General features: G+C 74.7%; 15 protein-coding genes. 9 read left to right on the top strand and 6 right to left on the bottom strand.

Annotated features, from left to right (window positions below; genetic code table 11):
* Positions 1–107: 107 nt before the first annotated feature.
* Positions 108–3,791 (bottom strand): BTAD domain-containing putative transcriptional regulator, encoded by a 3,684-nt coding sequence (locus G011_RS0114095; RefSeq protein WP_019609041.1) that lies wholly within the window; start codon positions 3,789–3,791, stop codon positions 108–110.
* A gap of 251 nt (positions 3,792–4,042) precedes the next feature.
* Between G011_RS0114095 and G011_RS0114090 the strand changes: the two genes are divergently transcribed.
* The 3 genes from G011_RS0114090 to G011_RS0114080 all read left to right on the top strand — a co-directional run bounded on the left by G011_RS0114090 (position 4,043) and on the right by G011_RS0114080 (position 9,210).
* On the top strand, positions 4,043–4,660 hold the full coding sequence (locus G011_RS0114090) for an NADPH-dependent FMN reductase (protein WP_155979777.1): 618 nt from the start codon (positions 4,043–4,045) through the stop codon (positions 4,658–4,660).
* Positions 4,661–4,745: 85 nt separating this feature from the next.
* On the top strand, positions 4,746–6,266 hold the full coding sequence (locus tag G011_RS0114085; RefSeq protein WP_019609039.1) for an MFS transporter: 1,521 nt from the start codon (positions 4,746–4,748) through the stop codon (positions 6,264–6,266).
* Positions 6,267–6,717: 451 nt separating this feature from the next.
* Entirely contained in the window at positions 6,718–9,210 is a 2,493-nt protein-coding gene (locus G011_RS0114080) for an ATP-dependent Clp protease ATP-binding subunit (RefSeq protein ID WP_019609038.1), read from the top strand.
* 287 nt (positions 9,211–9,497) lie between these two features.
* On the opposite strand, the gene G011_RS0114075 is transcribed toward G011_RS0114080, so the two are convergent.
* The 5 genes from G011_RS0114075 to G011_RS0114055 form a co-directional block, all read right to left on the bottom strand.
* On the bottom strand, positions 9,498–10,787 hold the full coding sequence (locus G011_RS0114075; RefSeq protein ID WP_019609037.1) for a cellulase family glycosylhydrolase: 1,290 nt from the start codon (positions 10,785–10,787) through the stop codon (positions 9,498–9,500).
* A 301-nt stretch (positions 10,788–11,088) separates the two neighbouring features.
* On the bottom strand, positions 11,089–11,271 hold the full coding sequence (locus G011_RS0114070; protein ID WP_019609036.1) for a hypothetical protein: 183 nt from the start codon (positions 11,269–11,271) through the stop codon (positions 11,089–11,091).
* A 57-nt stretch (positions 11,272–11,328) separates the two neighbouring features.
* Positions 11,329–12,294, bottom strand: a complete 966-nt coding sequence (locus G011_RS0114065; RefSeq protein WP_019609035.1) for a TIGR03557 family F420-dependent LLM class oxidoreductase — start codon at positions 12,292–12,294, stop codon at positions 11,329–11,331.
* A gap of 55 nt (positions 12,295–12,349) precedes the next feature.
* Complete coding sequence (locus G011_RS0114060) at positions 12,350–13,564, bottom strand: SDR family oxidoreductase (RefSeq protein ID WP_019609034.1); 1,215 nt, start codon at positions 13,562–13,564, stop codon at positions 12,350–12,352.
* A gap of 263 nt (positions 13,565–13,827) precedes the next feature.
* Positions 13,828–14,184: a hypothetical protein gene (locus G011_RS0114055; protein ID WP_019609033.1), complete on the bottom strand. Its 357-nt coding sequence runs from the start codon at positions 14,182–14,184 to the stop codon at positions 13,828–13,830.
* Between the two features lie 532 nt (positions 14,185–14,716).
* Here G011_RS0114055 and mgrA point away from each other — a divergent pair.
* The 6 genes from mgrA to G011_RS0114025 all read left to right on the top strand — a co-directional run bounded on the left by mgrA (position 14,717) and on the right by G011_RS0114025 (position 22,640).
* A complete protein-coding gene (mgrA, locus tag G011_RS0114050) occupies positions 14,717–15,715 on the top strand; it encodes an L-glyceraldehyde 3-phosphate reductase (protein WP_019609032.1) in 999 nt (332 codons plus the stop codon).
* A 455-nt stretch (positions 15,716–16,170) separates the two neighbouring features.
* Entirely contained in the window at positions 16,171–17,487 is a 1,317-nt protein-coding gene (locus G011_RS0114045; protein WP_026338295.1) for an ATP-grasp domain-containing protein, read from the top strand.
* Between the two features lie 16 nt (positions 17,488–17,503).
* Entirely contained in the window at positions 17,504–19,528 is a 2,025-nt protein-coding gene (locus G011_RS0114040) for a CocE/NonD family hydrolase (RefSeq protein WP_019609030.1), read from the top strand.
* Between the two features lie 788 nt (positions 19,529–20,316).
* Positions 20,317–21,804, top strand: coding sequence for a cytochrome P450 (locus G011_RS0114035; RefSeq protein WP_081642970.1), 1,488 nt, complete (start codon positions 20,317–20,319; stop codon positions 21,802–21,804).
* A gap of 55 nt (positions 21,805–21,859) precedes the next feature.
* Entirely contained in the window at positions 21,860–22,264 is a 405-nt protein-coding gene (locus G011_RS0114030; RefSeq protein ID WP_013152398.1) for a four-helix bundle copper-binding protein, read from the top strand.
* Positions 22,265–22,295: 31 nt separating this feature from the next.
* Positions 22,296–22,640 (top strand): hypothetical protein, encoded by a 345-nt coding sequence (locus G011_RS0114025; RefSeq protein WP_013152397.1) that lies wholly within the window; start codon positions 22,296–22,298, stop codon positions 22,638–22,640.
* Positions 22,641–22,656: the final 16 nt, after the last annotated feature.

The raw sequence follows: 22,656 nt of genomic DNA, 5'->3' as shown, positions 1-22,656 counted from the left end.
GCAGACGGGCGCGGCCGCACGCGAACGGGCTGGTCAGGGGACCCGCGCACCGCCCCGGGGCACGGGAACCGGCCCTCGGGTCCTCCCCGCCGCGCGTGTTCGGGCCCTCAGGCCGGGTCGGGGCGCGGCTCCCCGCCGTCGAGGAGGTCCGCGAGGTCCGCGGGCGGGAGCGTCCGCCCCCGGGCGAACGCCCGCGCGAACTCCGCCTCGCCCAGGGCCGCCCGTGCGCGCGCCGCCGCGCGGTCCACGTCGCCCCGTTCAGCGGCGGGCACCGGCGCGCCCGCGCCCTCGCGCAGGGTCTCGGCGGCGCCCAGGAGCCCGGCGGCCTCGCCGTGGCGGCCGGTGAGCGTGTGCGCGGCGGCCACGCCCTCCAGCGCCAGGGCCAGCGCGCGCGGGTCGCCGCTGAGACGGGCCGCGGCCAGCCCCTCCCGGTGCAGGCGCAGCGCCTCGGCCGCGTCGCCCCGCAGTTCCGCCGAGAAGCCCAGTTCGGCCAGGGCCAGGGCGGCGCCCGGCAGCCAGCCCACCCGGGCCGACCACTCCGCGACCGGCCGCACGTACCGCTCGGCCTCCTCCAGCCTTCCCCGGCGCCGCGCGCTGAGCCCCAGACCGAGCCGGGCGTACCGCTCCCCCGGCACGTCCCCCTGCCCCCGCACCAGGTCCAGCGCCCTGCGGTGGAGTCCGTCGGCGCGGTCGAGGTCCCCCTCCAGCAGGGCGATCCGGCCCAGCCCGGCCGTGGCCCCGGCGGCCTCGGACCACAGCTCCAGCTCCTCGGCCATGCCCAGGGCCTCCCCGCGGAAGCGGGCCGCGTCGGCGAGGCGGCCGGTGGCCTCGGCCGGCGTCGCCAGGACGGTCAGGGCGTTCAGCTGGCCCCAGCGGTCCCCGAGCCCGCGGAAGAGTTCCAGCGCCTCACGCCCGAGGGCGCCCGCCGCGTCCAGGTCCCCGCGTCCCAGGGCGTGCGAGGCACGTGCGGTCAGGGCGGCGGCCAGCCCCCAGCGGTCGTCGCGCTCGCGGAAGACGGCCAGCGCCTGGGCGACCAGGTCCTCGCTGACGGCCCGGTCCCCCCGGCTGTACAGCACGAACCCGAGCATCCAGGCGGCGCGGGCGCGTTCGAGCACCGCGTCGCCGGACGCCCCGGGCAGGTCGTCGAAGGCTCCGAGCGCGGTGCGGACCGGGGCGGTGTGGTCGTCCCCGTCCCCGGCCAGGATCTCGAACACCGCGGCGGTCGCCCCGGCCATGGCCGCCTCCGTGGAGGCGGACCCGCGCACCGCGTCGCGGACGCGCCGGGTCAGGCGGCGGCCCTCCCGGTAGCGGCCGCGCATGTACCAGTACCAGCCCAGGGAGTTGACGAGGCGGGCGGCGTGCCCTCCGGCTCCGCGCCCGACCGCCTCGTCCAGGGCCGCGCGCAGGTTGGACGCCTCCGCGTCCAGGCGCCGGAGCGCCTCCCCCTGGGAGGAACCCAGTATCCGCCCCGCGTACCGGCGGGCGAGGGCGGTGTAGTGGTCCAGGTGGCGCCCGCGCAGGACGTGCGCCTCCCCGGCCTCGGACAGGCGCTGGCAGGCGTAGTCGGCGACGGACTCCAGGAGCCGGTGGCGGCGGCCGGTGAGGGGGTCGTCCACGGCCACGACGAGGGAGCGGTCGACCAGGCTCGTGAGAAGGTCCACGACGTCGGCGGCGTCGATGCCCCCGCCCGAGCAGACGGCCTCGGCGTCCTCGGGGGCGCATCCGCCGGTGAACACGGCGAGGCGGCGCAGCAGGACGCGCTCGCGCTCGTCGAGCAGTTCCCAGCTCCAGTCGACCATGGCGCGCAGGGTCCGCTGGCGCGGGGGCAGGTGGCGGCGGGCGGTGGCCAGCAGCCGGAAGCGGTCGTCCAGGCGGGAGAGCACACCGGTGACGCCGAGGGCGCGCACGCGGGTGGCGGCCAGCTCCAGGGCCAGGGGGATGCCGTCGAGGCGGCGGCACAGCAGGGCGACGTCGGCGGCGTTGTCCGGGGTCAGGGCGAACCCGGGGGCGGAGGCGGCGGCGCGTTCGGCGAACAGGCGCACCGCGCCGGAGTCGCCGACGCGGTCGGCCGGTGTGCCGGCGGAGGGCACGGGCAGGGGTTCGACGCCGAACAGGACCTCTCCGGGCACGCCGAGGGGTTCGCGGCTGGTGGCCAGGACGCGCAGGTCCGGCAGGCGGCCGAGCAGGGCCGAGACCAGGTCGGCGACCTCGCCCGCGAGGTGCTCGCAGTTGTCCAGGACGAGCAGGGCGTGCCTGCCCTCCAGCGCGCCCAGCACGTGGCGCAGGGGGTCCGTCCCGCCGCCGTCGCGGACCCCGAGTGCCCGGGCCAGGGCCGTGACCGGGTCCGGTTCGGACGCGGAGGAGCCCGGCGCGGCCCGCTGGGCGGCGAACTCGACCATGTGCGCCCCACCGCCGAAGCCGGGGGCGAGCTCGTGCGCGATCGCGAGGGCCAGGCGGGTCTTGCCGACCCCGCCGATCCCGGTGAGGGTGACCAGGCGGACCTCCGCCAGCAGCCGTGCCACCCGCCGCTGCTCCTCCTCGCGGCCCACGAGCGCGGTCAGCGGCAGGGGCGGGAAGGCGCGGCCGGTGACCGTGTGCGCCGGGGCGGCGCCGGCGGAGGGCGCGGCCCGGGTTCCGGGCGCGGTCCCCGGTCCGGGAGCGGGCGCCTCCGGTGTTCCACGGGCGTTCCCCGCTCGGGGAGGAACGTTCGAGTCCGTTCCGGATGTGTTCCCCGTACCGGAGGCAGGTGCCCCCGGTGTCCCGTGGCCGCCCTCCACCTGCGGCAACGGCTCCCCCGGCGATCCGGACGCGGTCCCCGGCGCGGAAAAGGGCTCCTCCGGCGTCCCGTGGAAGCTCCCTGCCTGCGGAAACGGTCCCCCCGGCGCCACGGCGGCGCCTCCCGCCCCCGGCACAGGCGCTCCCGGCGTCGCACGGACGGCCCCCGCGCGCGGCGCGGGTTCCGTGGGAACCCGGGAGGCGCGTGCCGTCGCGGGCACGGTTTCCGCCGGTGTTCCGGGCCCGGAGACGCCCCCGGAAGCCGGTGAGGTCGGCTGGTGGCGCAGGATGCGGCCGTGCAGCTCGGCCACCTCGGGGCCGGGGTCCACCCCCAGTTCCTCCCGCAGGCGCCCGGCCAGGGCCGTGTGCGCGGCCAGTGCCTCGGCCTGGCGCCCGCCCTCGTACAGGGCGCGCATGTACGCGGCCACCAGCCGCTCGCGCAGGGGGTGCTCGGCCACGAGGGCGCCCAGCGGACCGGTCACCCCGCGGTGCTCGCCCAGGTCGAGCCGGGCGAGGGCGTGTTCCTCCAGCGCGCCCAGACGGCGCTCCTCCAGCCGGGCGGCCGTCGGCCGGGCGAACTCCTCGTCGGCCACGTCGGCATAGGCGGGGCCCCGCCACAGTTCCAGGGCCTCGGTGAGCAGCCGGGCCCGTTCACGGGGACCGGCGGCGTCCTGGGCCGCGTCCGCCAGCAGGTGGAAGCGCTCGGCGTCCACGGAGGCGGGAGGCACGTCGAGGAGGTAGCCGGGCGGGCGGTGGCGGACCAGGTCGCGGGCGCCGGGTTCGGCCTCCTCCAGGGCCCGGCGCAGGGCCCACACCTTGCGTTGCAGGGCGCGTTCGGGGCTGCCGGGCCGGGGCCCGTCCCCCCACAGCCACTCCACGAGGCGGTCAGCCGACACCGGCCAGCCCCGGTGGACGAGCAGGGCCGCCAGCAGGACGCGGGCCTTGCGTTCGGGGATCGGCACGGCCCGGCCGCCGTCCGTGAACGCGCGGACGGGGCCCAGGACACCGAAGCGCATGGCCTCACCGTAGCCGAGGGCGGGGACGCCGACCCGGTACGGGCCGGGCGCGCGAATCCCGGCCCGGCGCGGAAACCCCCGGCCCGGCGCGGACCGAACGCGAGGACCCTGGTCGGACACGCGCCGCATGCGCGAACGCCTTGACCGGGGCCGCCCGGGACCGGGCCGAGTGCGGACCGGGGCCGGACCGAGTGCGGGGGCGGCGAGCGTGGGTGCCGACGACACACCACCCCCGAGGGAGAGTGATCCCCGTGTCCGCCGACACCACCGCCAGGGCCCCCGCCACCGCGTCCGGTGACGCGCCCGTCCGCGTGTGCGTCATCGTCGCCAGCACCCGGGAGGGCCGCTTCGGTCCGACCGCCGCCGCGTGGTTCCGGGAGCGGACCCGCGGTCACGGCGGTGTCGCGGTGGACCCGGTCGACCTGGCCGGGACCCGCCTGCCCGGACGCCTGACGGAGGGCGAGCCCCCGGCCGCCGTGGCGGCGCTGGCGCCGCGCCTGGCCGCCGCCGACGCGTTCGTCGTCGTCACCCCCGAGTACAACCACAGCTTCCCGGCTCCGCTCAAGACCGCGATCGACTGGTTCGTCGACGAGTGGCGGGCCAAGCCGGTCGGCTTCGTGTCCTACGGCGGCGCCTCCGGCGGCCTGCGCGCGGTGGAGCAGCTGCGCCAGGTCTTCGCCGAGCTGCGCGCCGTCACGGTGCGCGACTCGGTGTCCTTCGCCGACTTCTGGGACCGGTTCGACGCCGAAGGCGGTTGGCCCTCCGAGCCCGAGGCCGCCGAGGAGGCCGCCGCGCGCATGCTCGACGAGCTCACCTGGTGGGCGCGGGCGCTGCGCGCCCACCGCGCGGCCGTCCCCTACCCGTCCTGACGCCCGCCCCGCCGTCGCCGGGGACGGACAACCCCATAACCCGCGGCCGACCCCTCCGAGCCGCCCGACGACCCATGGAGAACCGATGACCCTCCAGGCCCCGCACCGCCGCGCGACGTGGCGCGAGTGGCTCGGGCTGACGATCCTGACCCTGCCCGTGTTCATGATGGCCAACGACGTGTCGGTGCTCTACCTGGCACTGCCCCGGATCGGCGCCGACCTGCTGCCCTCGGCCGCCCAGTCGCTGTGGATCCTGCACGTGGGCGAGCTGCTGGGCGCCGGGCTGGTGCTGACCATGGGCCGCCTGGGCGACCGGGTGGGGCGGCGCCTGCTGCTCCTGACCGGCCTGGCCGTGTACGCGGCCGCCTCGGCGGCGGCAGCCTTCGCCCCCGACCCCGTGACGCTCATCGCGGCCCGCGCCGTGCTGGGCGCGTCCGTGGCGGTGATCTCGCCGTCCGCGCTGGCGCTGCTGCGGCAGATGTTCCCCGACTCCCGGCAGTTCGCCACCGCCGTGGCGCTGTACCTGAGCGCGTTCTCGGTGGGGATGGCGCTGGGCCCGCCGCTGGGCGGCCTGTTGCTGGAGTTCCTCTGGTGGGGGTCGGTGTTCCTGGTGAACGTGCCCGTGGCCCTGTTCGCGCTGGTGACCCTGCCGTTCCTGCTGCCGGAGTTCCGCGACCCCGGTGCGGGGCGGCTGGACCCCGCGAGCGTCCTGCTGTCCACGGCCGCCCTGGTCCTGGTCGTGTTCGGTCTCCAGGAGGCCGTGTCGCGGGGGCCGGAGCCGCCACTGCTGGCCGCCGTGGCCGGGGGTCTGGCGCTGGGCTGGCTGTTCTGGCGCCGCCAGCGGCGGCTGGACGACCCGCTGCTGCCCCCGGGACTGTTCTCCGCGCGGGGGTTCGGCGCGGCGGTGTCCCTGACCCTGCTGATGCTGCTGGTCGCGGGCGGCCCGAACCTGTTCCTCGTGCAGTTCCTCCAGTCCGCCCTGGAGGTGTCGCCCGGCCTGGTGGGCCTGCTGCTGGTCCTTCCCGCCGTGGCGGGCCTGGCGGGCACCATGCTCACCCCGCTGCTGCTGCGGTGGGCGACCGCGGGGCAGGTGCTGGCGCTGTCGACGCCCGTCGCCCTCGTCGGGCTGGTGTCCATGGCGGCGTCCGCCGGTCCCGGGTCCCTGTGGGGACTGGTCACCGGTACCGTCCTGCTCTCCCTCGGCGGCGGCCCGGCGATGACGCTGGGCAGCCAGCTGGCGCTGTCCGCCGCGCCGCGGGAGCGGACGGGGACGGCCTCGGCGGTGGTGGACGTGGCCTCGGGCATGGGGCAGACGCTGAGCCTGGCGCTGCTGGGCGGGCTGGGGCTGGCGGTGTACCGGGGTGTCCTGGAGGGTTCCGTGCCCGCCGGTGTCCCCTCGGACGCGGCCGAGACCGCCGGTGAGGGCGTCGGCGCCGCCGCGGCCGTCGCCGGTGACCTGGGCGGCGCGGTGGGGTCCGCGCTGCGCGAGGCCGCAGAGACGGCGCTGGGCACCGCGCTCCAGACCGTCTCCGTGGTCGGCGCGGTGGTGCTGGCCTGCACGATCGTCGTGGTGTCGGTACGGCTGTGGCGGCACCGCCCCGACTGACCGCAGGACAGCACGTGTGCGCGCCGGAGTCCGTGCGCGGCCCCGGCGCGCACACGTGCCGGAGTCCGCGTACGGCCCTGGGCTCGGCTCTGGGCTCGGGCCTGCGCGAGGCCCTGGAGCGGGCCCCGTGCCGGGGCCCGCGTCCGGTCGCACCGAACGGCCCCGTACCGGGACCGACGTGCGGTCGGCCGGGGCGGACCGCTCACCGGGTGTGACGGGCCTCCCGCGTCCCCTCGCCGGGTGTTATCCCCGCGCCGGGTCGGGTAGCGGGCCGGGGCGGAGGACGACCCGGCCCGGCGCGGCCCTCGGCGGGAACGTCCGGCGCGGCGGGAGGACGGACCGGCCGCCCCCGCGCGTTCGGTCCCCACGCCGACGACCGCTACCGAACAAACTCCGGATACTCACCTAGAGTGATCAAGCCACTACCGCACGCACGGGGGACGAAGACGACATGACACACGACTTTCCCGACGACCGCGGCAGCGACCCGGGTTCCTTCGACGAGTTCCTGGCGCGCTTCCTGGGGGCCCGGGGGCCGGTCCGCCGCGTGGACCTGTCCAAGCTGATGAGCCCCGAGGCCCAGCAGGTGGCCGACGCCGCGGTGCGCCGCGCCCTGGAGGCGGGCAGCGCCGACGTCGACGCGGTCCACCTGCTGTGGGCCCTGCTGCGCTACCCGCCCACACGGGAGATGATGCAGAACAGCGGCTCCGACGCCCAGCCGGTCATCGACGTGATCGACCAGGCGGTGTCGCAGACCCCGAGGTCGGTGCGCGGGTCCGCCCGGCTCACCCCCGCCGCCAAGCGCGCCCTCCTCGACGCCCTCCAGATCGCCCGCGCCACGGGCAGCTCCAGCATCACTCCCGAACACCTGCTCTTCGCGCTGGCGGTCAACACCGACAGCGCCGTCGGCCAGCTCCTGCGCAGCTCGGGGATCACCCCGCAGTCGCTCCAGAAGGCCGCCGGGGCGCCGCCCGCCGCCGACCAGGGAGAGGGCGAGCCCTCCGCCACCCCGACCCTGGACGAGTACGGCACCGACATGACCGGGCTGGCCCGCGAGGGCCGCCTGGACCCGGTGGTCGGCCGCGACGACGAGGTCGAGCAGTGCATCGAGGTGCTCGCCCGGCGGCGCAAGAACAACCCGGTGCTCATCGGCGACCCGGGCGTGGGCAAGACCGCGATCGTGGAGGGCATCGCCCAGCGCATCTTCGACGAGGACGTCCCCGAGACCCTGCTCGGACGCCGCCTGGTCCAGCTCGACCTGGCCGGGGTGGTGGCGGGCACGCGCTACCGGGGCGACTTCGAGGAGCGCCTGAACGCCATCGTGGACGAGATCCGCGCCCAGTCCGACCAGCTGCTCGTCTTCATCGACGAGATCCACACCATCGTCGGCGCCGGTGCCGCCGAGGGGTCCATGAACGCCGGGAACATGCTCAAGCCCGCGCTGGCCCGCGGCGAACTGCACATCATCGGCGCGACCACCGTGGACGAGTACCGCAAGAACATCGAGAAGGACGCGGCCCTGGAGCGCCGATTCCAGCCGATCCAGGTGCCCGAGCCGTCGGTGGAGGACACCGTCGAGATCCTGCGCGGGCTGCGCGACCGCTACGAGGCCCACCACCAGGTGCGGTTCGCCGACGAGAGCCTGGTGGCGGCGGCCGAGCTGTCGGACCGCTACGTCACCGACCGCTTCCTGCCCGACAAGGCCATCGACCTCATCGACCAGGCGGGCGCGCGGGTGCGCCTGCGCCTGAAGTCCTCCAGCTCCGGGCTGCGCGAGCTGGAGGGCAGGCTCAAGGGCCTGGAGGAGGAGAAGGAGAAGGCGGTCCAGCAGGAGGACTACGAGCGCGCCTCGGCGCTGCGCGACGAGATCGCCGCCGCCAGGAGCTCGATCCACCAGGCGCGCGGAACCGGTTCGTCGGTCCCCGAGGTGACCAGCGCCGACATCGCCGAGGTGGTCTCCCGCAGCACCGGCATCCCGGTCTCCCAGCTGACCCAGGAGGAGCGGGACCGGCTGGTCAACCTGGAGGAGGTGCTGCACGAGCGGGTGATCGGCCAGGACGAGGCGGTCACGGCCGTCTCGGAGGCGATCCGCCGCTCGCGGGCCGGTCTGGGCGACCCCGACCGGCCGGTGGGCAGCTTCCTGTTCCTGGGGCCGACCGGTGTGGGCAAGACCGAGCTGGCGCGTGCGCTGGCCGAGGCCCTGTTCGGGTCGGAGGACTCCATGGTCCGCATCGACATGAGCGAGTTCCAGGAGCGGCACACCGCCAGCCGCCTGACCGGGGCGCCCCCGGGGTTCGTGGGCTACGAGGAGGCGGGCCAGCTCACCGAGGCGGTGCGCCGCCACCCGTACTCGGTGCTGCTGCTGGACGAGGTGGAGAAGGCCCACCCGGACGTGTTCAACCTGCTGCTCCAGCTGCTGGACGACGGCCGCCTGACCGACGGGCAGGGGCGGACCGTGGACTTTCGCAACACCGTGGTCATCATGACCAGCAACCTGGGGTCGGAGGCGATCACCGGCGGCGCGCCGATGGGCTTCACCGCCGACGGCCAGATGGACCCCGACACCGAGCAGCGGGTGATGCGGCGGCTGCGCGAGGAGTTCCGCCCCGAGTTCATCAACCGCATCGACGAGGTCATCATCTTCAAGCAGCTCGGCGAGGAGCAGCTGGGCCGAATCACCCGGCTGCTGCTGGAGCGCACCGAGGAGCGGCTCAAGGCTCAGGACATCACCGTGCGGTTCACCGACGAGGCGGTGGGCTGGCTGTCCGAGCGCGGCTACCAGCCCGCCTACGGCGCCCGGCCGCTGGCGCGCACCATCCAGCGCAACGTCGGCAACAGGCTCTCGCGCATGGTGCTGGACCAGCAGCTCGTGGCGGGCGACCACGTCCTGGTGGACGTGGACGAGCAGGGTGAGCTGCGCATCTCCACCGTGCAGTCGTACTGAGGGGCGGGACCGCCGCGCCCGGCGGGGCGAGAGGGAGCGGGCTCCGCGAAGCCGGAGGGCGGCCCCCGGGGGGCGGACCCGCGATCCGGCTCCGGTGGGGGCTTCCTCCGGAGACGGCGGGGCGCCGCCCGCGCTCGGCGTGGGCGGCGCCCCGTGTCCTCCGTGGGCGGGCCGGGTCCCCGGTGCCGAGAGCGCGGCGCCCCGCCGTGGGCGGGTGGCCGCGGCCCCGGCCGGGCCGGGAGGGCCTCCGCTTCAGGGCTCGGGCCCGACCGCCGGTCCCGGGTCGGTCAGCAGGCGCCGAGGTCCCGCCAGACGCCCCACTCACCCGTGGTCCCGGGCTCCTCCCCCCGCGTCCACCACTGGGCCCGGTACAGGCGTCCGCCGTGGCTGACCTGGTCGCCGCCGGTGTACACCTCTCCCGAGGACCAGGCCGGGGTCTCGCACGCGTCCGGGTCGGTGGGATCGGTGGGGTCGGTCGGGGCGACCCCGCTCTCACGGATGCGGTCACGGATCCACTCCCCCGCGGGCTTGAGCGACTCGGTGCCCGTCCAGGGGCCGTCCGCGGCGCAGGTGCCCGTCTCGAACACCGCGCCGGAGCGGAAGTCGTCGGAGAAGTTCCAGTTCACCCAGCTGATCTGCTCCTCGGCCAGGAGGTCGAGGTAGGCCTGGGCCGAGGCGAAGTCGTTGGGCCCGTCGCCGGTGGCCTCCTGGGTGCCGAACTCGGTGACGAACAGCGGCAGGTCCCGCGCCGCGGCCCGCAGGCCCTCCCGGTGGAAGTCGCCGTGCGTGGCGGCGTAGAAGTGGAAGACGTACATGATGTTGTCGGCGTCCACCGGGTCGGCGGTGATCTCGGTGTGGTCGGAGCCCTCGGACAGGCCGAGGGAGGACCAGCCTCGGGTGCCCACGAGCACGACGGCTTCGGGGTCCCCGGCGCGCACGACCGGGATGATCTCCTCCGCGTAACCGCGGATCGCGTCCCAGGAGACCCCGTGGGGCTCGTTGGCGATCTCGTACAGGACGTTGTCCTTGTCGGCGTGGACGGAGGCGATCTCGGAGAAGAAGGTGCGCGCCATGTCGGTGTTGTGGTTCGGGTCGCCGGGCGTGAGCATGTGCCAGTCGACGATGACGTACATGCCGCGCGCGCTGCCCTCCTCGATCAGCTCGTGGACCCGGTCGGTGAAGCCGCGCGGGTCGGTCTCGTAGCCGCCCTCCTGGACGTACATGGACACGCGCAGGACGTCGGCGTTCCAGTCGTGGGCGAGCGCGTCCAGGGAGCCGTCGGTGAGGCAGTCGCTGTACCACTGGAGGCCGTGGGAGCTCATCCCGGTGAGCTGGACGGTCTCGCCGTTCTCGTCGCAGAGCTTGAGGCCGCAGACCCGCAGTCGGCCGTGGGTCTCGACGGGACTGGCGGCGGCCCGGGCCGGTGCCTCGGCCACCGCGGAGGCGGGGGCGGCGGGGGCGGCCGCGGCCGGGCCCTGCGCGGCGACGAGCGCGAGGGGTGCGAGCAGGAGTGCGCCCGCGAGGGCGGTACGGACGGGGGCGGGACGCCGTCGGGCGGGGGCGGGGGGTTGCGCCACTGTGGTTCCTCCAGCAGGTGGCGGCCCGGTGCCGCCCGGGCGGGCGGTCCGAACCGGAAGGAGTCTTTCCCGTGCAACCTAGGCCGATCGTCACGCACGGGACAATCCCCCTGACGCAACGGATTCACTTTCGTGCACGCCCGCGCCGGGCGTCCGGTCGGCGTTCCCCCCGTTCAGCGGCCCCGCCCGGCGACACGCGAGCCGGACAGAACCTCCCCGCGCACGACGAACCCGTGGGGCGCGCGGGTCACCAGCGGTGCGCGCCCCACGGTTCCACCCGCGCGAGGGTACGGCGGGTGTCTCAGGCGGGTTCGGGCTGGGGCTCCGGTCCCGGCGGTTCGGGGAGCGGTCCCGGGCCGGGCGGTTCCGGCACGGGCACGGGCTCGGGCTCGGGCGGGGGAGGCGGCATCGGGGTCGGAGGGAACGGGTCCGGCGGCATCGGATCCGGTTCGCGCAGGGTGCCGTCACGGGTACGGGTGTGCATCTGTCCTCCTCACGGGCGCGGCCCGCGGACTCCGCCGCCCGCGCGCCGCACCGCTCGTCAGGCCCCGGCTCGCAACCGGGGCAGAACCTCCTCCGCGTAGAACGCGAAGAAGCCGTCCTGGTCGTCGCCCACCTGGCAGACGTAGACCTCGTCCACACCGGCCTCCAGGTACGGGCGGATCGCCGCCACGTGCACCTCCGGGTCGGGTCCGCAGGCGATCTCCTCCGCCACCATGTCCTCCGTGACCAGCCCCCGGGTGAGCTGTTCGAAGTGGCGCGGCAGCGGCAGCAGTTGGGGCGCCTCCCCCGCCAGCGCCTCGTTGGGCCAGCGCTCGTGCGCCACCCGCCGGGCCTCGGCCTCGCTCGGCGCCCAGCAGACCTTGAGCCCGCCCTGGACGGGTTTGCCGTCGCCGCCCCAGGCGCGGAAGTTCTCGACCGTCTCGTCGCTGGGCGCCACCTGGATCAGGCCGTCGGCCTCCCTGGCCGCCAGCCCCGTGGCCTTGGGTCCGAACGCCGACATGTAGATCCCCGGCGGCTCCTCCGGCAGCGTGTACAGGCGCGCGGTGTCCACCTCGTAGTGGCGGCCCCGGTGGGTGACGAGCTTGCCGGTCCACAGCTTGCGCATCACCTCCATGGCCTCCTCCAGCATCTCCAGGCGCCGGGCCGCGGGCGGCCAGGGCTGGCCGAGGATGTGCTCGTTGAGCGCCTCGCCGGTGCCCACGCCCAGGGTGAACCCGCCCCGGACCATCGCCGCGGCGGTCGCCGCGGCCTGCGCGACCACCGCCGGGTGCACACGCGTGGTCGGGCAGGTCACCGCCGTGGTGACCGGCAGGGACGTCACCTGCCCGATGGCGCCGACCACCGACCACACGAAGGGGCTCTGCCCCTGCGCGTCCAGCCAGGGGTGGTAGTGGTCGGAGATCCACAGGGAGTCGAACCCGGCCTCCTCGGCGGCCCGCGCCTGGCGGACCAGTTCCCTGGGCCCGTGCTCCTCGCTGGCGAGAAAGTATCCGAAACGCGTCACGTCGTCCTCTCCCGATTCGCGGTCACCGGTCGCCGTCCACCGCGGCGGCCTCCGGTCAGCGGCCGGGCCCGCCCGGTCCCGTCCCGGACCCTTCCGGTCCGTCGGCGTCCGGCCCCCGGTCCCCGGAGGTGCCGCCGCCCTCGTCGTCCCTCTGGTTGAGGCGCCTGCTCGCGCGCTCGTTGAGCGCCGTGGGCAGCTTCAGCACCCGGTTGACCACGGTGTCGTCCGCCTCGCGCCCGGGCCTGCGCTCCACGGATCCGCCCGGGTCCGGCAGGACCCGGTCCATGAGGCGCATGGCGCCCTGGACGAAGGAGGGGCACAGCCCCCGCGCGACGATGGCCGCCCGGGCCAGTGGTGTGAGCACCAGGTAGCTGCGCCCCCGCGCGGCCGCCTCCACGATCCGGCGCGCCGCGCGCTCCCCGCTCACCGAGACCAGGGGCAGCCCGGCGCCCAGGGAGAACCAGGTGTACTCGTGTTCGGGGTCTCCGGAGAAGACGGCGGCCTTGTGGGAGCCGGTGCGCATCAGCCCCGGGACCACCGTGGTGGTCCGCACGCCCCGGCGCGCGACCTCGGCTCCCAGTCCCTCGGAGAGGCCGACCTCGGCGAACTTGGCGCAGGAGTAGGGCAGCAGGTGCGGCACGCTCAGGTGGCCGCCGATGGAGGTGATGGTGACCAGGGAGCCGCGGGTGCGCTCCAGCGGGCCGATGGCGGCCCGGGAGATGCGCAGCGGCGCCCAGAACATGGTCTCCATGGCGTCGCGGAAGTGGCTCTCCGAGAGCGTCTCGTGCGGCCCCACCTGGATGATGCCCGCGTTGTTGACGACGAAGTCCAGGTGGCCGAAGGCCGCGGTGGCCTCCTCGACCAGCTCCTCGGCGCACTCGGGGTCGCGGACGTCGCACCGGACGCCGCGCGCCCGCACGCCCCGCTGCTCCAGGTCGGCCACCGCGCGGTCGAGTTCGTCCCGGTCGCGGGCGCAGATCACGACGGACGCGCCGCGCCGGCCGAACTCGCGGGCCAACTGGAGTCCGAGCCCGCGGGAGCCGCCGGTGATGAGCGCGACCCTGCCGTCCAGCAGGGCGGGCCGCCGCGGACCGGCCAGCGCCGCGGCTCCCAGGCCCAGGGCGGCACCCGCCACCATCCAGGGGACCGTCCCGCCGCGTCGGCGGCGCCGCCGCGGTTCGGGTTCGTCCCACCGGTCACGCCTGTCCCGGATTCGGGACGCCGCCCAGCCCGCACCGGCCAGGACCAGGGGCGCCCTGCCGCGGATCACCGGCCGCCCCGTCCGCCGTGGCCGCGGGCCGGGCCCGCGGTGGATGCCAGCGCCATGTCACTCCCTGTGCGTCGGAGAAGAGCGTTCCAGGGGGATGTGGGTGTACGGCTACCCGAGGCGGCGGAGCGAAAACGGCCGGTGGCCGCGCCCCGGTCCGCGTCCCCGGGCCGGATTCCCGCAGCGGCGGCGGGGACCGCGGCCACCGCCGCGAACACGGGAGCGGTGTTCCGCGCCCCCGTGTCCCGGCGGGGCCGGGGAACGCCTCACTGGCCGCCGGGCCGGTAGTCGCCCTTGGGCTTGGCGGGTTGGTTGGGGACGCCCTGCGGCGGCGGGCTGAACGCGGGAGCGGCGGTGTCCTCGCTCACCGGTGAGCCGCCGGTGGGCGGTCCGGGGCGCTCGGGCTGGAACTCCTGCGAGCCCCCGGAGGGTTCGGCGCCCTGCTCCAGCTCCATCAGGCGGTGCTCCAGGATCTCCAGGACGTTGATCCGGTTGGCGTGTTCGGACTCGTAGTGGATGAGCTGGCGCATCTGGTCGGCGTCGAGCGAGCGGACACGGTGCTGGAGCGTCCCCAGCGGAAGGCCCTCGTAGCCCTCGATCGGGGGCTGGGTCTCGTGGTGCATCGACGTTCACTCCCTCTTCTGTCTGTACGGAACCGGGGTGACAGGCGTACGGGCTACCCCTGAGCCCCCGCACGAAACCGCAGGTGGCCACGGTCGGGCGGTGGCGGGGAAGGGCTCCGGGCCGCGGAGGCGGGCCTCCTCCGCGTGCGGGAGGAACCAGGTGCACCCGCCGGGCGGCCGGACGGCCGGGGCTGTCCCCGGCCCGCGCACGGGAGGAAGCAGGGGCGCTGGCCCACGCCGGCTACCGCCCTCGTCTGTCTCCTGCCCGCGCGCGAGAGGACGGGGACTTCCCGCGCATGGCCGAGCGCGGGGGCACCACACTCCTTGTCCGCGCGCGGGAGCGACGGGGACGGCCGTCTTTCCTCGCGCGAGGGCGACGGGGGCGCCCGTGGCCGACACGGTTCCGGATGCCCCGAACCGCCGACGCGGGGGCGCTGTTGGTGCGCCTGTCCCGCGCGCTGTACTCTCCGCACGCCGGTCCGCCCGCCCGCGCGCGGGGACCCGGCGCACAGCCACACGAGGGAGAGATGCCATGACCTACGTCGCCGCCCCCGAGCGGTACGAGACGATGCCCTACCGGCGGTGCGGCCGCAGCGGCCTGCGGCTGCCCGCCCTGTCCCTGGGGCTGTGGCACAACTTCGGCCACGAGCGCGGTATCGAGGACCAGAGCGCCATCCTGCTGCGCGCGTTCGACCTGGGCGTGACCCACTTCGACCTGGCCAACAACTACGGTCCCCCGCCCGGCTCCGCGGAGGAGAACTTCGGGCGGGTCATGGCCCGGGACCTGCGCCGCTACCGCGACGAGATCGTGGTCTCGACCAAGGCCGGGTACCTGATGTGGCCCGGCCCCTACGGCGAGTGGGGCTCGCGCAAGTACCTGCTGTCCAGCCTGGACCAGAGCCTGGAGCGCATGGGCCTGGAGTACGTGGACGTGTTCTACCACCACCGGCCCGACCCCGACACCCCGCTGGAGGAGTCCATGGGCGCGCTGGACACGGCCGTGCGCCAGGGCAAGGCCCTGTACGCGGGCGTGTCCAACTACTCCCCCGAGCAGACGCGCGAGGCCGCGGCGATCCTGCGCGACCTGGGCACGCCGATGCTCATCCACCAGCCCTCCTACTCGATGTTCAACCGGTGGGTGGAGGACGGACTGCTCGACGTGCTCGACGAGGTCGGCACGGGCTCCATCGCCTACTCCCCGCTGGCGCAGGGGCTGCTGACCGACCGCTACCTCCACGGTGTGCCGGAGGGTTCGCGTGCGGCCGGGAACAGCCCGTTCCTGAACGCCGAGGGCATCACCGAGGATGTGCTGGAGCGGGTGCGCGGGCTCAACGGGATCGCCCGGCGGCGCGGGCAGTCGCTGGCGCAGATGGCGCTGGCCTGGGTGCTGCGCGGCGGCCGGGTGACCTCGGCGGTGATCGGCGCGAGCAGCGTCGCGCAACTGGAGGACAACGTGGCCGCGGTGGCCAACCTGGAGTTCGACGCCGAGGAGCTGGCCGAGATCGACCGGTACGCCCCCCGCGCGCGCTGAGCGGGCGGTCCGCCCGATCCTGGTCCGGGCGGTGGGCGGGTACCCCCGCGCACTGAGCGGGTGGCGGACCCGGCCGGCATCGGCACCCGCCGCGAGGTACACCCCTCCGCGCTGAGCGGATGGACCAAGGCCTCGCCCTCCACGAGGGCGCGGGGGTACCCCGCTCGCTGACAGGCAGGGCCCCGGAGCGCACCACGGAGCGCCCGTCCGCGCGCTGACGTCCCTACCGCCCAGCTGACCACTTCCGCACCAACGTCCCCTGCCACCCCACCGGCCCCGCCGCGGACCCGCGACCGTCCACGGCGGGGCCCGCGTGTGCGCGCCGCGCGCCGTCGCGGCGCGACGACCAGCGCTTCCGCGGCGTGAGGCGCGACACGCCCGCGTTTGGAGCACCAGGCACGGGTTAGGCGCATGCGTATGCATCCCCGCTCCGAGGAGCCCAGAAGAAGAAGGCGGTGCAAGTAACCGTGAAGAACGTGTTCGTGGTCGGCCTGGACGAGCACAACCTGGAGATCCTGCGCAGGACCCCCACAGGACAGCACTGCGAGTTCCACCAGCTGCTGAACCTGGAAGAGCTCCAGGTCGGCGAGATCGACATCCAGGAACTCCTGGCCAAGGCGGAGAGGATCCTGGACGACTTCGACGGGAGCGTCGACGCGATCGTGGGCTACTGGGACTTCCCGGTGACCCTGTTCGTGCCCATCCTCTGCTCCCGCCGCGGCCTCCCCTCGTCCTCCCTGGAGTCCTTCGTCAAGTGTGAGCACAAGTACTGGAGCAGACTGGAGCAGCAGAAGGTCATCGACGAGTACCCGGCCTTCGGCCTGGTCGAGCTGTCCGAGGAGAACCCGGCGCCCCCCGAGAGCCCGGCCTACCCGATGTGGCTCAAGCCGGTGAAGTCGGCCTCCTCCGAACTGGCCTACAAGGTCGGCGACGACGAGGCCTTCCAGCAGGCGGTGTCCCTGCTCCGCGACGGGGTCGACCGCATCGGCCGCCCCTTCGAGCAGATCCTGGAGATGGTGGACCTGCCTCCCGAGATCTCCTCCGTGGGCGGGCGCACGGCCCTCGCCGAGGCCGCGATGCAGGGCGTGCAGGCGGCCGTCGAGGGCTACGTGTACAAGGGCGAGGTCGTGGTCTACGGCGCCCTGGACTCGGTCGACTACCCGGGCAGCTCGGTGTTCCTGCGCCACCAGTACCCCTCCAGTCTCCCCGAGAACGTGTGCCGCTGGATGTCCGAGGTCGCCACCAAGGTCATCGAGCGGGTGGGGATGGACAACTCCACGTTCAGCGTCGAGTTCTTCTACGACCCCGTGGAGGAGAAGCTGGGCCTGCTGGAGGTGAACACGCGCCACTCCCAGTCCCACGCCGAACTCTTCGAGCTGGTGGACGGGGTCGCCAACCACGAGCGCATGCTGCGCCTGGGCTTCGGGCAGGACCCCGCCCTGGACGAGGACGCCCGGGGCGAGTACCGGGTGGCCGCGGAGTGGTACCACCGCCGCTTCGAGGACGGCGTCGCCGCGCGCGTGCCCACCCCCGAGGAGGTGTCCGCGCTGGAGGAGTCCCTTCCCGGCGTGACGATCGAGATCGTGCCCAAGCAGGGGCAGCGGCTCTCGGACATGACCGCCCAGGACAGCTACAGCTTCGAACTCGCCAAGATCACCATCGGCGCCGAGGACGAGACCGAGATGCGCGCCAAGTACGAGCGCTGCGTCGACGAGCTCGTCTTCGAGTTCGAGGACGAGCACGGAACGAAGGACAAGCTGGCCGAACACTAGGGAGGGTCCCCGGTCCATGCACGTGGTCAACAACCTGCCCAACGCCGTCCAGGAGGACGAGCACCTGTGGATACCGATGTCGGACGGTGTTCGCCTGGCCGCCAGGGTGTGGCGGGCGACCTCCTCCGACGTGTCCCCCGTCCCCGCGGTCCTGGAGTACCTCCCCTACCGCAGACGCGACCTGACGTCGGTGCGCGACTCCATGCACCACCCCTACATCGCCGGGCACGGCTACGCCTGCGTCCGCGTGGACCTGCGGGGTACCGGTGACTCGGAGGGCGTGCTCACCGACGAGTACCTGGAGCGCGAGCAGCTGGACGCCGAGGAGGTGCTGGCCTGGCTGGCCGAGCAGCCCTGGTGCAACGGCAAGACCAGCATGATGGGGCTGTCCTGGGGAGGGTTCGCCGCGCTCCAGGTGGCGGCCCGCCAGCCCCCGAGCCTGGGCGCGATCGTCATCAGCTCCTTCACCGACGACCGGTACGGCGACGACTTCCACTACATGGGCGGTTGTCTGCTGTCGGACAACCTCGCCGAGGCGGGGACGATGTTCTCCGCGGGCACCTGCCCGCCGGACCCGGTGACCGTCGGCGACGACTGGCGGCGGATGTGGCACGAGCGGCTGGAGGCCACCGAACCGTGGGTCCTGGAGTGGCTGCGCCACCAGCGGCGCGACGACTACTGGCGGCACGCGTCGGTGAGCGAGAACTACTCGAAGGTGCGCTGCCCGGTGCTGGCCTCCAGCGGGTGGGCGGACGGCTACTCCAACGCCGTCTTCCGGCTGCTGGAGAACCTGGAGGCGCCCAGGCGGGGGCTGATCGGCCCGTGGTCGCACCGCTACCCGCACATGGGCAGCCCCGGCCCGGCGATCGGCTACCTCCAGGAGGTCGTGCGCTGGCTGGACCGCTGGCTCAAGGGCAGGGAGAACGGTGTCGACGAGGGCCCGTCCCTGTGGGCGTGGATGCAGGACAGCGTGCTTCCCTCCACCGCCTACACCGAGCGCCCCGGCCGGTGGGTGCGCGAGGACGTGTGGCCCTCGCCGAGCGTGGAGTACCGCGGCTACCCGCTGGCCAGGTACCGGATCGGCCGGCCCGGCGAGGAGGTGCACTCGGAGTCGCTGACCGTGCGGTCGCCGCTGACCGTGGGCCAGTTCGCGGGCAAGTGGGCCTCCTACAACGCCCCGCCGGACCTGCCCTACGACCAGCGTGAGGAGGACGGCGGTTCCCTGGTCTTCGACAGCGACGTGCTGTCGGAGGACGTGGAGATCCTGGGCGCCGCCGAGGTGGAGCTGGACGTGTCGGTCACCGAACCGGTGGCCATGGTCGCCGCCCGGCTGGTGGACGTCGCGCCGGACGGCAGCGCCACGCGGGTGACCTACGGGCTGCTCAACCTCACCCACCGCGACGGCCACGAGCACCCCGAGAAGCTCGAACCCGGTGAGATCTACCGGGTGAAGGTCACGATGAACGGTGTCGCGCAGGCGTTCCCGGTGGGGCACCGCATCCGGCTGTCGCTGTCCACCTCCTACTGGCCGCTGGCCTGGCCGCCGCCCAAGCCCGCCCTGCTGACCGTGCACCCGGAGAACAGCAGGCTGCTGCTGCCGGTGCGTCCTCACTCCGAGGCGGACGAGCCGCACCCGGAGCCCTTCGGGGAGCCGGAGGCGGCGCCGGAGATCTCCACCACGCGCCGGGAGAAGCCGGAGCACAGCTGGACCGTCTACAGGGACCTCGTGGACACCCGGTCGGCCCTGGAGATCGTCAAGGACGGCGGCATCCTGCACTTCGACGACATCGACCTGGACGTCGGTCGGCGCGCCTACGAGTACTACGAGTCCGTGGCGGGCGACTTCACGTCCGCGCGCGGTGAGTCGACGTGGACGATGCGCTTCGCGCGGGACGGGTGGCGGACCCGGACCGAGACCCACACGTCGCTGGAGTGCACCGAGACCGAGTTCCGGGTGTACGCGACCCTGGACGCGTTCGAGAACGACGAGCGGGTCTTCTCCCGGCAGTGGACCGAGACGCTGCCCCGGGACCACCTGTGATCCGCGGCCGGTGACCCGCGGCCGTTCGCGGTCGGGGAACGGCGGGCGCCCCGGTCCTCACCGGACCGGGGCGCCCTCGTGTGCGCGGGACGCTCCGGTCCCGTGGAGGCGGGGCACACGTGTGTGGGAGACGTCCCGGTCCCGCGGAAGCGAGACGCACGCGTGCGCAAGGACGCCTCGACCCCCTGAAGACGGGACGCACATGTGCACGGGAACGCCCCGGCTCCGCAGAGGCGGGGCGCACGTGTACGCGGGAGACGTCCCGGTCCCGTGGAGGCGGGACGCACGTGCGCGAAAGACATCCCGGCCCCATCAAGGCGGGGCGCGCCGGACCGCGGCTTCGAGGGGTTCGGGCACCTCGCGAGCCCCGGCTCGCCGTGTCGAGGAGGGGCACGAAACCCCCGGCGGACGACCGCGAGGCCCCGGATCCGAAGCGGCCGGGTGTGCGAAGGCCGGGTGCACGGAGATCGGGCGGCGCACGGTGACCCCGCAAGTCACAGAAGTCCCATGCGTCCCTGTTCGGACACGCCCGGACCGGGGCAGGGGACGGAGTAGAAGTCTGGAACCAGCACGTGAGCGGCCAAGGCGGGGAGAACCGGGTCCGGCAGGCCCGCACCTCACCCGGCCTGGGAACACAAGAACCAGCTCAACGGCACTCATGAGGGTCGTGGGATCTACGGGAGCCGTGAGAGCTGCGGGAACCCGGTGCGGAACCAGGATCGGAACCGAAGGACCCAAGGCCGAAAACAGCAATTCACCGCAGCGAACCGATCGAGGGGACGGTCTCGATGCCCACAGAACACCAGGAGGCACACCGGCGTCAGGAAGCGCACCCGCCACAGGACGCGGGCTCCCGGCCGGAGGCGGAACTCCGGCCGGGGGCGCGCCGCCCCACCGCCGCGGAGGCGGCGCGCGTGCTGTCCTCGGTTCTGCTGCCCAACCTGGCGCGGGGCGTGATCGTGCGGCGCCCGCTGATGACGGGTCTGGTCGCCGGCCTGGACGCCGACCGCAGGGCGGTCTCCCTCCTGCGCGGCCTGCGCGAACGCCACGGCGACGACCCGCTGCCGCTGCGCCTGGCGGGGCGGCGGCTCGCCCTGGTCCTGTCCCCGGAGGACGTGGGCCGGCTCCTGCGGGAGACGCCCGAACCCTTCTCCCCCGGCGGCATGGAGAAGCGCGGCGCGCTCTCCCACTTCCAGCCGCACGGGGTGCTGGTCTCCGACCACGACGCACGGCCGGGGCGCCGCGCGGCCAACGTCGCCGCCCTGGTGCCGGGCCAGACGATCCACCCCGACGGGGACGTCGTCGCCGGACAGGCGGACGACGAGGCGCTGGCGCTCAGGTTGGCCCTGCGCGGCGGGGAGGTCCTGGACTGGCGCAGGTTCGCCGACTCCTTCCACGCCATGGCCCGGCGCGTGGTCTTCGGCTCGTTCGCCGCGGAGGACCGCCGCACGACCGAACTCCTGCACGCACTGCGCTCGCGCGCGAACTGGGCCTACGCGGCCCCGGCCGACCACGCGGCGAGGGAGGAGTTCCTCGGGCGGGTGCGCGCCAACATCGAACGCGCCGAACCGGGCAGCCTCGCCGCCCGCCTGGTCGCGGGGTCGGCTGCCGCGGAGTCGGCCACCGGGTGCCCCCACGGCGGGGACGGGCAGGGTCGCGGCGCGACGGCCCCCGGCGGGAGCGGGTCCGGCGGGGACGGCCAGGGCGCGGACGTACACCCGGAGGACCAGGTGGCGCACTGGCTGTTCGCGTTCGACGCGGCCGCCGTCGCCGCGTTCCGCTCCCTGGCGCTGCTGACCTCGCTCAGCCCCGGCGCCCACGCGGCCCGCGAGGAGGCGGACGGCCGCGAGGGGCTCGACCTGCCGCTGCTGCGGGCGACGGTGCGCGAGTCGGTGCGGCTGTGGCCGACCACGCTCATGGTGATCCGGGAAAGCACGCGGGAGACGGCCTGGCGGGAGGAGGTGTTCGAGGCGGGAACGGCCTTCCTGGTCGTGAGTTCCTACTTCCACCGGGACTCCTCCCGGCTTCCGTACGCGGACGCGTTCGAGCCGGAGGTCTGGCTCGACGGGCGCGCCGAGGCGGAGCCGGGGATCGTGCCCTTCAGCTACGGTCCCGCCGGGTGCGCGGCGCGCGACCTGGTTCCGCTGACGGTGTCGCTGTTCCTGCGCGCCCTGCTCCGGGGCCGGAACCTGACCCGCGTGGACGCGGGCGGGCCGCTGCCCGCCTCGGGGCTCCCCGCCTCGCTGAACCACTTCGCACTGCGGTTCTCGCTGTGAAAGCCCCGGTCCGGACCCGCCCCGGGTCCGGACCGGAAACGTTCGAGGAGGAGTCATGAGCGTCGTCGAACAGATGCTGGACACCCGCTCCGACCGCCGGGGCGACGGGATCGAGGAGAGGGTACGGGCCTGCATCGAGGCCTGCGGCGCGTGCGCGCAGGCGTGCGTGCTGTGCGCGGACTCCTGTCTGGGCGAACGGGCGGTGGCCGAACTGGTCGCGTGCGTGCGCCTGGACCTGGACTGCGCCGACGTGTGCGAGTCCACCCAGCGGGTGCTCTCGCGCCGGACCGGGGAGGACGACACCCTCGTCCGGACGCTGGTCAAGGCGTGCGCGGAGGCCTGCCGCCTGTGCGGCGAGGAGTGCGACCGCCACGCCGCCCGGCACGAGCACTGCTGGGTGTGCGCCGAGGCGTGCCGCCGCTGCGAGTGCGCGTGCCGTGAGCTTCTCGCGGCCCTGTGAGGGCCGCGCCCCCACCCGAAGGAGGAAGGCGATGGAGTGGGCGACACCCGGCGCGCTGTTCGGGATCCTGATGGCCCTCGTCATCCCGATCGGGGTGATCTTCCTGGTGCTGTGGATCATCCGCCGGGACACGATTCGCAAGCAGGAGGCCGTGCGCTCGCCGGACTACTGGAAGGAGCGGCCCGAGGGCAGGCGGTACCCGACCGGCTGGGACAGGGACAGCATGCCGGGGCTCGGGACCGCCCGGCCCGGGGAGGGGACCGCGGGGACCTCGTCCGGTGAGGACTGGAAGCCGCCACCCGAGGGCGGGGACCCGCCCGACCGGGGGGCCGCGCCTCCGGACGACGACTGGCGGCCGCCGCCCGCGGGGCGGTGACCCCGGCTCCGCGGCG

Origin of the sequence: Nocardiopsis sp. CNS-639, assembly GCF_000381685.1 — a bacterium.
In the GTDB taxonomy this organism is placed as follows: Bacteria; Actinomycetota; Actinomycetes; order Streptosporangiales; family Streptosporangiaceae; genus Nocardiopsis; species Nocardiopsis dassonvillei.
Note: the sequence above shows the minus strand (reverse complement) of the source record. Positions and strands in the feature narration are given on the sequence as shown.